Source organism: [Pseudomonas] carboxydohydrogena, assembly GCF_029030725.1.
Taxonomy (GTDB): domain Bacteria; phylum Pseudomonadota; class Alphaproteobacteria; order Rhizobiales; family Xanthobacteraceae; genus Afipia; species Afipia carboxydohydrogena.
The window spans coordinates 3,206,665-3,219,442 of sequence record NZ_CP113162.1 but is presented as its reverse complement, the minus strand read 5'-3'; the positions used below and the strand labels follow the sequence as shown (position 1 = coordinate 3,219,442).

Genomic DNA, 12,778 nt, shown 5'->3' with positions numbered 1-12,778 from the left:
CATGACGTACAAGCGCCAAATCGGTCATCTTCCGATCATTCCTGCGGACGCAAAAGAGCACAACGTCGTCTGCCACTACTGCATCGTCGGATGCGGCTACAAGGCTTATACTTGGGATGCCCGCTATGAAGGTGGGACTGCGCCAAATCAGAATAAATTTGGAGTCGACCTTTCCAAGCAGCAGGAATCGGACACAGGCAATTGGTATGCGCCTTCGATGTACAACATCGTGAAGCAGAACGGCCACGATGTGCACCTGGTCGTCAAGCCCGACAAAAACTGCGTGGTCAACTCGGGTCTTGGATCGCCAAGGGGCGCCCGGATCGCTGAGATGAGTTACTCGCGCCAGCGCAACACGCAGCTTCAGCGGCTAACAGATCCTCTCGTATGGCGCTATGGGCAAATGCAGCCGACAAGCTGGGATGACGCGCTTGATTTGGTTGCCAGGGTAACCGCGGCCGTGATCGCCAAACAGGGCGAAGATGCACTTTTCGTCTCAGCCTATGACCATGGTGGTGCCGGTGGCGGCTATGAAAACACCTGGGGCACGGGCAAGCTCTATTTCGGTGCGATGAAGATCAAGAATATCCGTATCCATAATCGCCCCGCCTACAATTCCGAGGTTCATGGAACGCGTGATATGGGCATCGGCGAACTTAACAATTGTTACGAAGATGCCGAATTGGCCGACACTATCGTTGCCGTCGGCACGAACGCCCTAGAGACCCAAACCAATTACTTTCTCAATCATTGGATACCGAATTTACGAGGTTCGACATCCGACAAGAAGAAAGCCGAATTCGGTAACGAGCCGGTGGATCGCGCGCGCATCGTTATTGTTGATCCGAGGCGTACGGTCACCGTCAATGCCTGTGAAGTCGAAGCCGGGAAGGACAATGTCCTTCACCTTGCATTGAATTCCGGCACGGATCTCATTCTCTTCAACGCCTGGTTTACATACGCTGCCGACAAGGGCTGGATTGATAAATCGTTCATTCAAGCCAGCACCAAGGACTTCGATAAGGCGGTGGCCGCCAATAAAGTTTCGGTCGCCGATGCGGCCAAGGTCACAGGACTTAGCGAAGCCGATATCGTCAAGGCGATCACTTGGATTGCCGAACCCAAAGCGGGCGGCGCACGCCGGCGTGCGATGTTTGCCTACGAGAAGGGCCTGATCTGGGGGAACGACAACTACAGAACCAACCAGGCGCTCGTGAATGTTGCTCTTGCCACCGGTAATATCGGACGGCCTGGTGGCGGTTGTGTTCGCATGGGTGGACATCAGGAAGGCTATTCGCGGCCGTCTGATGCACACGTCGGTAAGCCTGCCGCTTATGTCGATCAATTGCTCATCGGGGGAAAAGGAGCGGTTCATCACATCTGGGGATGTGACCACTACAAGACCACCCTGAATGCAATGGAGTTCAAGAAGGTCTACAAGAAGAGAACCGACATCGTTAAAGACGCCATGAATGCGGTTCCGTACGGCGATCGCAACGCGATGGTTAAAGCCATCACCGATGCAATCGCAAAAGGCGGCCTATTTGCCGTGAACATCGATATTGTGCCAACCAAGATCGGTGAAGCATGCCACGTCGTTCTTCCTGCGGCGACGTCCGGTGAAATGAATCTGACATCGATGAATGGCGAACGGCGCATGCGCCTGACAGAGCGGTACATGGACCCGCCAGGGCAATCGATGCCTGATTGTCTCATTGCCGCACGCCTCGCCAACAATCTTGAGCGGGTGTTTCGTGAAATCGGCAAAAAGGACGTTGCCGATAAATTCAAAGGCTTCGATTGGAAAACGGAAGAAGACGCATTCATGGATGGCTATGCCAAGCATGAAAAGGGCGGTGAGTTTGTCACGTATGCGCGTCTGCGTGCCATGGGAACCAACGGTTTTCAGGAGCCCGCGACGGGATTGGAAGCGGCAGGAGCTGTCGCAGGCGGCACCTCAACCGGCGCTTCTCCTGCTGCAAGCAGTGATCAGCAGAAAATTGTTGGCACCAAGCGTCTCTATGCGGATGGAAAATTCAACTCCAAGGACGGCAAAGCTTCGTTTGCGGCGTCTGCATGGCGGGGACTTCAGGCTCCAGGCAAACAAGCCGAGAAGGAAAAATTCCGCTTCCTGATCAACAATGGCCGTACCAATCTCGTGTGGCAGAGTGCTTATCTGGACGTTGACAATGAACTTGTCATGGACCGGTGGCCCTATCCGTTTATCGAGATGAACCCGTCTGACATGACCGAGCTTGGCCTGAAAGAGGGTGACCTGGTTGAGATCTATAACGACAATGGCTCAACGCAGGCGATGACACTCCCGACACCGACCGCAAAGCGGAAACAGGCTTTCATGCTGTTCGGCTATCCGACGGGCGTGCAAGGCAATGTGGTCTCCAAAGGGGTGAATGAGCTGATCGTCCCGAACTACAAGCAGACATGGGGCAACATTCGTAAGATCGCTGATGCTCCGGAAGGAGTGAAGCATTTGTCCTTCAAGTCGAGCGAGTATGTAACTTGATTGCGAGCAGGGGATTCCATGAAGAATCCCCTTTTCGATTGAGGGGCGCATGAATGTTCATCAGAGTTTAATTCAGCAGGACATGAATGACTGCACGAAGGGGCAATCGCTATTGCCCCTTCAGCAGGCACAAGAGATTTTCCTGAATGATGTGCAGCCGATCGCTGGCACTGTCTCCATTTGCCTCAACCAGGCGATGTCTCGAATCACAGCTGCCGATATCACGACCGACATATCCCTTCCGCGTTTCGATAACTCCGCCATGGATGGTTTCGGCATTCGTCTTGAAGATCTTTCGATGGCGTTTCCTAGGACCTTTCAACTCACAGGCCGTGCCGCCGCAGGCCATTCTGCGACCAGTAATTGTACGCCCGGTTCTGCAATAAGAATTTTGACAGGCGCTCGAGTGCCGCCGGACGTCGCGGCGATTATCCCCCAAGAACAGGTGACCCTCGCCGGTGACACGATCCTGATCTCCAGCGTGCCGCGTCCGGGTGCAAACATCCGGCGCCAAGGCGAGGACATACTCGCCGGTTCGATCATTTTGCCTGAAGGCACGATGATCGACGCCAGACATATTGCGATGCTCGCGGCAGTTGGCCTCACTCAAATCCAGGTGGTTCGACCGCTCCGTATAGGGCTCATATCCACTGGCGATGAGCTTGCAGATAACGGCTGGGATTTGAATCAGAATGGCATTGTCGATGTGAACAGACCGATGCTCCGCTCGCTGATGGTCTCGCCAATGTTCGACATAATGGACTTTGGGATTTGCCCTGATGATCCTGAATTATTGTCGCAAGCTCTAAAAGACGCGGCTCGGAGCGTTGATCTGGTCATCTCATCTGGCGGCATCTCGGGAAGCGAGACTGACTGTTTGCAAAGGGCCATTCTAAAATCTGGCGGCGAGTATCAGCGTCTCAGCGTCGCGATCAGGCCCGGTAAGCCAATAGCCAAGGGCTGTATCGGAGCGATGACTATCGTCGGTCTGCCAGGCAACCCGATCTCGGCGTTGATCAATTTCCTGCTGTTCGCACGACCCGCACTGTTCGCTAAGCTTGGAATTGAGCTGCCTCATCTCATCAGCACGAAAGCGAGATGTACTGAAGATCTGCCGCGGCGCTTCAACCGTTCTGAATTTATCCCGGTTCAGGTTGGCAAGACCAACGAAGAGGGAGAGCCGCTTATTTATAAGCTGGGGAGTGGAAGCTCTTCGAGCTTGAGTCCCCTGGTTGCTGCGGACGGCTTCGCGCTGGTTCAGTCAGGGACAGGTTTCGTCGAAGCTGGCGAACCCTTGGACTTCTATCCTTTCAAAAACGCTTTTTCGGTCTCATAAGCGCCAGCGCCCAAATAGGTGCCATCGTGACTCGGCTGCGTGATTGAGGCTGCGTTTTTTTACGCTCCAGCGGATGGGCTTGGTGGACACCTAAGTGACAGTCCGCAGCCGCTTTTTGGCAGACGCGACGTAGAAAACCTTTGATGAAAGGCCACAGGCCTTGCGCCGTCATGCCGGTGTCATATAACTTGTCCATAAGTATGGACATATGGACATGACGGATTTTCACCCATGAGCATCATAGAACAGGCCGCAATTGAAGGCTTCGGCTCGCTCGCACAGCCGACGCGCCTTGAAACAATGCGACTTCTCCTCGCTGCACATCCGGCAAGCGTATCCGCAGGCGAGATCGCCAAGAGATGCGATGTTCCGCACAATACGATGTCGAACCATTTGAGCATTTTGGCACGCGCGGGTCTCGTCAACGTCGAAAAAGACGGGCGCTCCATGAATTATCGTGCCGATGCCGGCGCTTTTCGATCGCTCATAGACTTTATGGCCCGAGACTGTTGCGGCGGACGACCGGAGCTTTGCGGTTATTTTCCCGATGCCGTGCCGCCTGATGCAAGAGGCGAAACGAGCATTGTGCTTCCTTCCTTCAACGTCCTGTTTCTCTGCACGCACAACTCCGCTCGGTCGATCATGGCTGAAGCGTTGCTCGATCGATTGGCGGGCGGGAAATTCCGTGCCTACTCTGCTGGATCAGAGCCGGTTAAATCGCCTCTTCCAGAAGTGATCGAGCGGCTCAAAGCGCTTGGCCATGATGTTTCGGGCTTGCGTAGCAAATCGTGGAATGAGTTCACGGGGCCTAACGCGCCGCGGATGGATTTCATCATCGCGCTTTGCGACACGCCTGAAGGTCAAGCCTGTCCTGATTTCGGCGATCGATTTGTCACAGCAGCCTGGCCGCTTCCAGATCCCACAAAATTTGTCGGCTCTAACACCGAGCGCACCACGTTGCTCAACGAACTCTACGCGATGCTCCGGCGGCGAATAGAGATCTTTATCAATCTTCCGTTCGCATCGCTTGATCGCATCGCTCTTAGTAAGCGTCTTGATGAGATTGGCGATACGACACGCGTCGCGCCATAAGAGGGTATAATGAAAGTTGGTATTAACGGCATGGGTCGGATCGGGCGCTTGGCGTTTCGAGCGGCGCTTGGTGGGATTTCGCGCGTAGATAACGATCCTAATCGTGACAACACGTTAGACATCGTTCACGTCAACGAACTCAAAGGCGGCATAGCTGCGACGGCTCATTTGCTTGAGTTTGACAGCATTCATGGCCGCTGGCGTACGTCATTCGGCGTAAATGACGAACAATCCTTTGAGGTAGGATCAAAGCGTATTGGGTTCAGTGACAAAGCGAATCCCGCTGACGTTCCGTGGGGAGATATCGGCTGCGATATCGTGCTCGAATGTACCGGCAAGTTCCTCAGCCCTGATCAGTTGCAGGGTTATTTCGACCGAGGCGTCAAAAAAGTAATTGTCGCAGCTCCGGTCAAGCACGAGGGTGCCCTCAATATCGTCGTTGGCGTCAACGACAAACTGTACGACCCCGCAAGTCACCGCCTTCTCACCGCTGCTTCCTGCACAACCAATTGCCTCGCGCCGGTGGTGAAAGTGATCCACGAAGCAATCGGGATTCGTCATGGACAGATCACAACGATCCATGACCCGACCAACACCAATGTTGTCGTTGATGCGCCTCACAAGGACCTGAGAAGGGCGCGGTCGGCTATGCTGTCGATGCAGCCAACAACGACCGGTAGCGCGACGGCAATTTCGCTCATTTATCCGGAGCTAAAAGGGAAGCTCAACGGTCACGCCGTTCGTGTGCCGGTCCTGAACGCGAGCCTCACCGATTGCGTTTTCGAACTCAATCGAGAAACGACGGTGGCTGAGGTGAACCAGCTCTTCGAAGCCGCAGAAGCAACGGTTCTCGCGGGCATTCTCGGAATCGAAAAGCGGCCTCTCGTTTCGGCGGACTACAATAACGATAGTCGCAGTTCGATCGTGGATGCACAAAGCACGATGGTCACCGATGGGACGCTGCTCAAAGTCTATGCCTGGTACGACAACGAGATCGGCTATTCGTGCCGCATGGTCGACCTTGCCAACATTGTGCGGAGGGCAGGCCTATGACTACCATGGCAAGAAATTATCTGATCGTGACGGCCTCTTATTGGGGGTTCACCTTGGTGGACGGCGCCCTGCGGATGCTGGTTTTGTTTCACTTCTTCAGGTTGGGCTATACGCCTTTCACCCTTGCCTTCTTGTTCTTGCTTTATGAATCGGGCGGCATCGTCGCCAATGTCGCGGGCGGCTATTTTGCATCGAAGTACGGTATCCCACGGATGCTCGCAGCCGGTCAGGCCTTGCAGATCTTCGGTCTAATTATGCTCTCCCTCTTGAGCCCGGCATGGGGAGCCGTTCTATCCGTCGCGTGGGTGGTGGTCTCTCAGGGAATTGCGGGTATCGCCAAGGACGTCACAAAGACCGCATCGAAATCGGCGATCAAGGCCACTTCCGCCGATGGGAGCGGTCAGTTGTTTCGGTGGGTGGCCTGGTTCACCGGCTCCAAGAACGCCATGAAAGGCGTGGGGTTTTTTATCGGGGGTCTGCTGCTTGACGTGATCGGCTTTCGTGCCGCCCTTTGGGCAATGGCCGCACTCATCGCGCTGATCATGATCGCGGGATTTCTTACTCTGCCACGCGAACTCGGTAAGGCCAAATCCTCGAAGTCGATTCGCGAACTTTTTGCAAAGTCGCGCGGCGTGAACTTGTTGGCAGCAGCGCGTATCTTCATGTTTGGCGCTCGCGATGTCTGGTTCGTCGTTGGTCTTCCGGTCTTTCTCTATGCAAGAGGCTGGAATTTCCTAAGTGTCGGCGGATTCCTTGCCGCCTGGACGATTGCCTATGGTTTCATTCAGGCTATCGCACCTTCACTCGTTGCGCGCAGCACTGATGGACTAAGCCGGGAAGTTCCTGGAGCTCGTCTATGGGGCGCGATACTGGCTGCTGTTCCTATCATCCTCATGATCGTCATGCAGTATGATGTTGTAAGCCGCCCAGACTTGGTTCTAGTTGCCGGATTGGCCTTCTTTGGACTGCCCTTCGCCGTCAATTCATCGCTGCACTCTTATCTTATCCTTGCTTATGCGGGTTCGGAGAAAGCCGCAGAGGATGTCGGCTTTTATTACGCGGCCAACGCGGCTGGCCGACTACTCGGCATCGTCCTATCGGGCCTCCTTTATCAGGTTGCAGGTATCAATGGCTGCCTCCTGGGCTCGGCTGTGATGCTTGTTATGTCTTGGGCGATAACTTTTCTTCTGCCTTTGCACGCTTCTCCGTTGCGAGCTCAGTCGGCCGTTTAATCGCAAGGACCTCCGCAAATGTCTGTGCTTCAAAATCGGACGTTGCCGAAGCCCATCATTGTATGTGGAGAATTTATACTGGATCGGGAAGCCCTGCGCGCATGGCGGGGCGCTCGCGAACTTAATCTATCACTGCGCCAGCTTCGTATTCTGGAAATATTTATGGAGCGGCCCCGCCAAACCATCAGCCGCGCGTTCATTCAGTCATCCGTTTGGGGGTCGGCAGCGACGGTCTCGGGTAACAATGTCGATGTCGAAATAGGGCAGATGCGTAAGATCATGCGTGATGCGGACGGCAATCATCCGATCAGAACGATCAGGGGCTCCGGCTTTGCTTTTGAGCCTGGAGAAGTGCAGACGCACGGTTAGAAGTTCGCTTTAAGCGCAAGCAACTCCGCAGGTGTGATCTTGGTGCCGCCGTTACCAGTCCACCTAGGTATTCTGGATCTCAGGAGCTCTTCTCAGGGCGGATTTGTTTGATCATTCCGATGAGAAGCATGGCAATGGCACCAACGACGGCACCTGCTAAGGCCTGCAGAACGAAGTTGTCGACGGCTCCAGGTTGAACGACTGCGCCATCCCCTCTCACCACCGTGCTGACGATTCCTTGCAAAAAGTAGCCGCTGAGTGCACCGGCAATCATACCGGCAAGGCTATGCCCCCAGAAACCGAAATGATGGTCTTTTACGGCTGTAGCGGCGGCGTGAGCCCCCAAAATCCCGGCGATTATTTGGATCATGAGGTTTATTTCGGTCCAAGCCATGGGTCTTGCTCCGCGTCGTAGCCATCAGAAAAATGGAACTTGCCAAAACGTCAATAAGTCGGGACGACTCGACTTATATGAGCTACAATGCACAAATATGACGTTATATGTCGATAAATATCGACGTATTTGTCATGGGACCGTTATTTAACGGCCATAGAAGCTCGGTTGGCCCTCCCAAACGGGGGTGCTCGAAGGCGCCAAATACAGCTGCGCCTCGCTCAAAACAGGAGAGAGCCAGTGAAATTCACCAAATTGCTAGTCGCTGCCGGTCTCGCCGTTGCTTCGGCTGTTCCGGCATTTGCCAACGACATCTCGGGGGCCGGTTCGACCTTCGTGTACCCGATCCTTGCGAAGTGGGCTGATGCCTACAAAAAGGAAAATGGCGTTGGCGTGAACTATCAGTCCATCGGATCTGGTGGTGGCATCAAGCAAATCCAGAGCCGCACGGTGACCTTTGGCGCATCCGACATGCCGCTGAAGCCTGCCGACCTTCAAAAGTCCGGTCTCGTGCAATTCCCTGTCGTCAGCGGCGGCGACGTTCCTGTCGTTAATCTTGAAGGGATCAAGCCTGGCGAACTGAAGCTCGACGGCGCCACGCTTGCCAAAATCTTCCTGGGCGACATCAAGACCTGGGACGATCCGGCAATCGCCAAGCTCAATCCCACCGCGAAACTGCCGAGCCAAGCCATCGTCGTCGTGCACCGTTCGGACGGATCCGGCACGACCTTCATCTGGACCGACTACCTCGCGAAGGTCAGTTCCGATTGGAAGTCGAAGGTCGGTGCTGCCACGGCGGTTGAGTGGCCAGTAGGCATTGGCGCGAAAGGCAACGAAGGCGTCGCAAACAACGTTGCCAATACCAAGGGCTCTATCGGATACGTCGAATACGCTTACGCCAAGCAAAACAAGATGACGTCGGTTAACATGATCAATAAAGACGGAAAGGTCGTGTCGCCGAGTGCGGCAGCTTTCCAGGCCGCCGCCGCGAATGCGGACTGGGCCAATTCAGATCATTATTTCGTCGTGATCACTGATCAGCCCGGTGCTGAAAGCTGGCCAATTGCAGGTTCGACGTTCGTCCTGATCCCTACTCAACCGAATGACGTAGCAGCAACCAAAGAAGCGCTGAAGTTCTTCGGCTGGGCTTTCACGCCGAAGGGCGATGCAATGGCGGAAAACCTTGATTATGTCCCGATGCCCTCGAGCGTGGTGAACGGCATCAAGAAGGTTTGGGCCAACAATATCAAGGACAGCGGTGGCCAGCCGCTTTTCGCAGCCTCGAACTGACAAGCACGAAGGAGCGGCGACAATCGCCGCTCCTTCGCCTTACCGATGGCCGTAGTCATGATGATTCGGCGGGCTAATTAACCTGGAGGCGTCCGTGGTGGATGTGGCTTGGCAGCATGAAGATGAAGCATCGCAAGACGTGGCCGAACGCGCTCGCGTGCTTCAGAAATTAAAAGCGAGCGATACGTTCTTTCGAATTTTGACGCGCTCTGCTGCCATCTTCGTTCTGATGATGCTTGGCGGCGTCATCATATCTCTTATCTCTGGTTCAATACCTGCCTTTCGCGAGTTTGGGTTCAGCTTCGTCTCCACGCAGATCTGGAATCCAGTCACCGAAAAATTCGGAGCCGTTGCGCCGATCTACGGAACTATTGTTACGTCATTTCTCGCAATGTTGATCGCAGTTCCGTTCGGACTGCTCATCGCAATGTTTCTGACCGAGCTATGCCCGTTATGGCTTCGCCGCCCGATTGGCATCGCAATTGAATTATTGGCCGGCATTCCCAGCATTATCTACGGTATTTGGGGTTTGTTTGTTCTGGCCCCATTCTTCGCCGATCATGTTCAGCCGACACTGATCGCCGCGACAAGGAACATCCCAGTCCTGTCGTCTCTGTTCGCCGGCCCTCCTTACGGAATTGGCATTTTCACGGCCAGTATCATTCTGGCCATCATGGTTCTTCCATTTATCACGTCGATCTCGCGTGACGTGTTCGACGCCGTACCGCCGGTGCTCAAAGAGGCGGCCTACGGCCTTGGGTGCAGTACTTGGGAGGTCATGCGCTTTGTCGTGCTTCCCTATACGCGTGTTGGTGTGATCGGCGGCGTGATGCTCGGGCTCGGACGAGCTCTCGGTGAGACGATGGCAGTCACCTTCGTAATCGGCAATGCGCACAAGATTAATGCGTCATTGCTCGCGCCAGGAACAACGATTGCCGCGACGATCGCAAACGAATTTACGGAAGCGGTGGGCGATCTTTACACGTCGTCTCTGATCGCGCTGGGTCTCATCCTGTTCGTCATCACGTTCATCGTTCTGGCGCTCGCGCGCTTTTTGTTGATGAGAATTGAAGGAAAGGTCGGCTAATGGAGCTCGCAAGATATTCTTCTCGCCGGCGCGCGAACGGCATCGCGGTTTTCGCCTCCGTTTCGGCGACCGTTATTGGCATGGCCATTCTCGCTGTCATTTTGGGCGTTTTGCTCTGGAAGGGATTTGGCGGTCTTTCCCTGCGGGTCTTCACTCAAATGACGCCGCCGCCGGGCTCGGACGGGGGTCTGCTCAATGCGATCATGGGAAGCTTGATAATGACCGGTCTGGGCATTCTGATCGGGACGCCGATCGGCATGCTCGCAGGAACCTACATGGCGGAGTATGGGCGCCATGAAAAACTGACGAGCGTGATCCGCTTCATCAATGATATCTTGCTGAGTGCGCCATCCATCGTTGTTGGCCTCTTTATCTATGAGGTCATGGTGCGGCCAATGGGCCACTTTTCAGGTGTCGCAGGCGCAGTTGCACTCGCTGTTCTTGTTGTCCCAGTTGTCGTGCGAACCACCGAGGATATGTTGGTCTTGGTACCAAACACGCTTCGGGAAGCCGCCGCATCGATTGGATTGCCGCGCGCATTGATGATCCGGCAGATAGGCTATCGGGCCGCGAGGGCTGGAATCATAACAGGCATCTTGCTCGCGATCGCGCGCGTAGCGGGCGAGACAGCGCCGTTGCTCTTCACTGCTCTCAACAATCAGTTCTTCACGAGCAATTTGAACGCTCCGATGGCGAGTCTGCCAGCCGTTATCTTCCAATTCGCTCTGAGTCCCTACAACGAATGGCAAAGTTTGGCTTGGACAGGTGCGTTGATCATTACGCTATCGGTGCTGGCGCTTAGCATCTTGGCCCGCTCGCTTGCTGGAACAAGGAAGACGTCATGAGTACCAGTCATCATCTTGCGGTCGTGGCTAAACCTGACGCTGCCAGCGCCCCGTTGCGGGATAAAATCGCGGTCAGAAACTTAAACTTCTTTTACGGCGATCACAGAGCACTCAAGGACATTACGTTACCGCTTTATCAGAATAGGACGACAGCCTTCATTGGGCCGTCTGGTTGCGGAAAGTCGACATTACTGCGCGTGCTGAATCGGATGTACGATATGTATCCGGGGCAACGGGCCGAGGGGCAGGTTCATTTCGACGGTGTGAACATTGTGGGCGATGAGATCGACATCAATCTTCTTCGTGCCCGCATCGGAATGGTATTTCAGAAACCTACGCCATTCCCAATGTCGATTTATGAGAACATTGCCTACGGAATCCGCCTCTATGAAAAGCTGCCGAAGAAAGAGATCGATCAGCGGGTAGAGCGAGCCCTTCGGCGTGCCGCGCTTTGGGAGGAGGTAAAAGACAAGCTTCACGCCAGTGGCTTGAGCTTGTCCGGTGGTCAGCAGCAGCGTCTATGCATTGCACGCACCGTTGCGGTCAGGCCGGAAGTGATCCTGTTTGACGAGCCATGTTCTGCCCTTGACCCGATTTCGACTGCGAAAATCGAGGAGCTTATTGACGAGTTGAAGTCGGACTACACGATTGTCATCGTCACCCACAACATGCAGCAGGCGGCTCGGGTCTCCGACTACACCGCATTCATGTATTTGGGAGAGTTGGTTGAATTTGGGGTAACGACGAAAATCTTCACTGCCCCAGAGGACCACCGGACGCAAGACTACATCACGGGCCGTTTCGGCTAATCGTCTTGGAGAAAATGATGATCCTCGAACATACGGCCAAAGCATTCGATGAGGACCTGCATGAGATCGCCATGCGAGTGTCTGAGATGGGTGGTCTTGTCGAACGTCAACTCGTGGACGCCGTCAATGCATTGATTCATCGGGATGGGGCACTGGCCGCCGCCACGGTCGCGAAAGATGCGGACGTCGACCAGCTCCAGCGTGAAATCGAGGAGCGGTCAGTTCTGACGATTGCCAGGCGTCAGCCGATGGCAATCGACCTCAGGCAGATCATCAGCGCGATGCGTGTTGCGACGGACCTCGAACGAATTGGCGATCTTGCCAAGAATAACGCGAAACGTGTGAACGCTATCGGCGAGGATGACTTCCATTCCCTGAAACTGATGCGCGGTCTCGAACATATGTCCGATCTCGTCCAGGACCAGATCAAATCGGTCTTGGACGCTTATGCGTCCAAGGACGTGGCTGGCGCAATGGTGGTCTGGAAAGGTGACGAAGAGGTCGACGCGATCTGTACGTCGCTGTTTCGCGAGCTTTTGACCTACATGATGGAAGATCCTCGCAACATCACCTTCTGCATCCATCTGATGTTCTGCGCCAAGAATATCGAACGAATGGGCGATCATGCGACCAATATCGCCGAAACGGTTGTGTACCAGGTGGAAGGTCAAACGATCACCGAAAAGCGCCCGAAGGGCGACATGACCAACTTTGCGGGTACGACCTGATCACAAGGCAAGAGGCTTT

Annotated in this window: 12 protein-coding genes; 11 read left to right on the top strand and 1 reads right to left on the bottom strand. The window is 54.7% G+C overall.

Annotated features, from left to right (window positions below):
- The first annotated feature begins 1 nt into the window (after position 1).
- From AFIC_RS15575 to AFIC_RS15550, 6 genes are all read left to right on the top strand, one after another.
- Positions 2-2,524, top strand: a complete 2,523-nt coding sequence (locus AFIC_RS15575) for an arsenate reductase (azurin) large subunit (RefSeq protein ID WP_275247115.1) — start codon at positions 2-4, stop codon at positions 2,522-2,524.
- 49 nt (positions 2,525-2,573) lie between these two features.
- The gene (locus tag AFIC_RS15570; protein WP_275247114.1) at positions 2,574-3,860 is read left to right on the top strand and encodes a molybdopterin molybdotransferase MoeA; all 1,287 of its coding nucleotides are present in this window, start codon (positions 2,574-2,576) and stop codon (positions 3,858-3,860) included.
- 231 nt (positions 3,861-4,091) lie between these two features.
- Positions 4,092-4,952, top strand: a complete 861-nt coding sequence (locus AFIC_RS15565) for a metalloregulator ArsR/SmtB family transcription factor (protein WP_275247113.1) — start codon at positions 4,092-4,094, stop codon at positions 4,950-4,952.
- A 9-nt stretch (positions 4,953-4,961) separates the two neighbouring features.
- Positions 4,962-6,005 carry an ArsJ-associated glyceraldehyde-3-phosphate dehydrogenase gene (locus AFIC_RS15560; RefSeq protein ID WP_275247112.1) on the top strand — a complete coding sequence of 348 codons (1,044 nt, stop codon included), beginning with the start codon at positions 4,962-4,964 and terminating at the stop codon, positions 6,003-6,005.
- Complete coding sequence (arsJ, locus tag AFIC_RS15555; RefSeq protein ID WP_275247111.1) at positions 6,002-7,237, top strand: organoarsenical effux MFS transporter ArsJ; 1,236 nt, start codon at positions 6,002-6,004, stop codon at positions 7,235-7,237. Before AFIC_RS15560 ends, arsJ begins: the two co-directional genes overlap by 4 nt.
- An 18-nt stretch (positions 7,238-7,255) precedes the next feature.
- Positions 7,256-7,606: a winged helix-turn-helix domain-containing protein gene (locus tag AFIC_RS15550; RefSeq protein WP_275247110.1), complete on the top strand. Its 351-nt coding sequence runs from the start codon at positions 7,256-7,258 to the stop codon at positions 7,604-7,606.
- Between the two features lie 79 nt (positions 7,607-7,685).
- Here the strand turns inward: AFIC_RS15550 and AFIC_RS15545 are convergent, their stop codons facing one another.
- Positions 7,686-8,000, bottom strand: a complete 315-nt coding sequence (locus AFIC_RS15545) for a hypothetical protein (protein WP_275247109.1) — start codon at positions 7,998-8,000, stop codon at positions 7,686-7,688.
- Between the two features lie 240 nt (positions 8,001-8,240).
- Between AFIC_RS15545 and pstS the strand changes: the two genes are divergently transcribed.
- From pstS to phoU, 5 genes are all read left to right on the top strand, one after another.
- Positions 8,241-9,290, top strand: a complete 1,050-nt coding sequence (gene pstS, locus AFIC_RS15540) for a phosphate ABC transporter substrate-binding protein PstS (protein WP_275247108.1) — start codon at positions 8,241-8,243, stop codon at positions 9,288-9,290.
- A gap of 229 nt (positions 9,291-9,519) precedes the next feature.
- On the top strand, positions 9,520-10,377 hold the full coding sequence (pstC, locus tag AFIC_RS15535) for a phosphate ABC transporter permease subunit PstC (RefSeq protein WP_420833403.1): 858 nt from the start codon (positions 9,520-9,522) through the stop codon (positions 10,375-10,377).
- Complete coding sequence (gene pstA / locus AFIC_RS15530; RefSeq protein WP_275247107.1) at positions 10,377-11,222, top strand: phosphate ABC transporter permease PstA; 846 nt, start codon at positions 10,377-10,379, stop codon at positions 11,220-11,222. The genes pstC and pstA overlap by 1 nt, the downstream gene beginning before the upstream one ends.
- A complete protein-coding gene (pstB, locus tag AFIC_RS15525; protein WP_275247106.1) occupies positions 11,219-12,031 on the top strand; it encodes a phosphate ABC transporter ATP-binding protein PstB in 813 nt (270 codons plus the stop codon). The genes pstA and pstB overlap by 4 nt, the downstream gene beginning before the upstream one ends.
- 17 nt (positions 12,032-12,048) lie before the next feature.
- Positions 12,049-12,759: a phosphate signaling complex protein PhoU gene (gene phoU, locus AFIC_RS15520; protein WP_275248758.1), complete on the top strand. Its 711-nt coding sequence runs from the start codon at positions 12,049-12,051 to the stop codon at positions 12,757-12,759.
- The last annotated feature ends 19 nt before the right edge of the window (positions 12,760-12,778 follow it).

Excerpts from the sequence above, each read along its gene's own strand:
- AFIC_RS15575 (WP_275247115.1), top strand. The coding sequence starts at position 2 with ATGACGTACAAGCGCCAAATCGGTCATCTTCCGATCATTCCTGCGGAC.
- AFIC_RS15570 (WP_275247114.1), top strand. The coding sequence starts at position 2,574 with ATGAATGTTCATCAGAGTTTAATTCAGCAGGACATGAATGACTGCACG.
- AFIC_RS15565 (WP_275247113.1), top strand. The coding sequence starts at position 4,092 with ATGAGCATCATAGAACAGGCCGCAATTGAAGGCTTCGGCTCGCTCGCA.
- AFIC_RS15560 (WP_275247112.1), top strand. The coding sequence starts at position 4,962 with ATGAAAGTTGGTATTAACGGCATGGGTCGGATCGGGCGCTTGGCGTTT.
- arsJ (WP_275247111.1), top strand. The coding sequence starts at position 6,002 with ATGACTACCATGGCAAGAAATTATCTGATCGTGACGGCCTCTTATTGG.
- AFIC_RS15550 (WP_275247110.1), top strand. The coding sequence starts at position 7,256 with ATGTCTGTGCTTCAAAATCGGACGTTGCCGAAGCCCATCATTGTATGT.
- AFIC_RS15545 (WP_275247109.1), bottom strand. The coding sequence starts at position 8,000 with ATGGCTTGGACCGAAATAAACCTCATGATCCAAATAATCGCCGGGATT.
- pstC (WP_420833403.1), top strand. The coding sequence starts at position 9,520 with ATGATGCTTGGCGGCGTCATCATATCTCTTATCTCTGGTTCAATACCT.
- pstA (WP_275247107.1), top strand. The coding sequence starts at position 10,377 with ATGGAGCTCGCAAGATATTCTTCTCGCCGGCGCGCGAACGGCATCGCG.
- pstB (WP_275247106.1), top strand. The coding sequence starts at position 11,219 with ATGAGTACCAGTCATCATCTTGCGGTCGTGGCTAAACCTGACGCTGCC.
- phoU (WP_275248758.1), top strand. The coding sequence starts at position 12,049 with ATGATCCTCGAACATACGGCCAAAGCATTCGATGAGGACCTGCATGAG.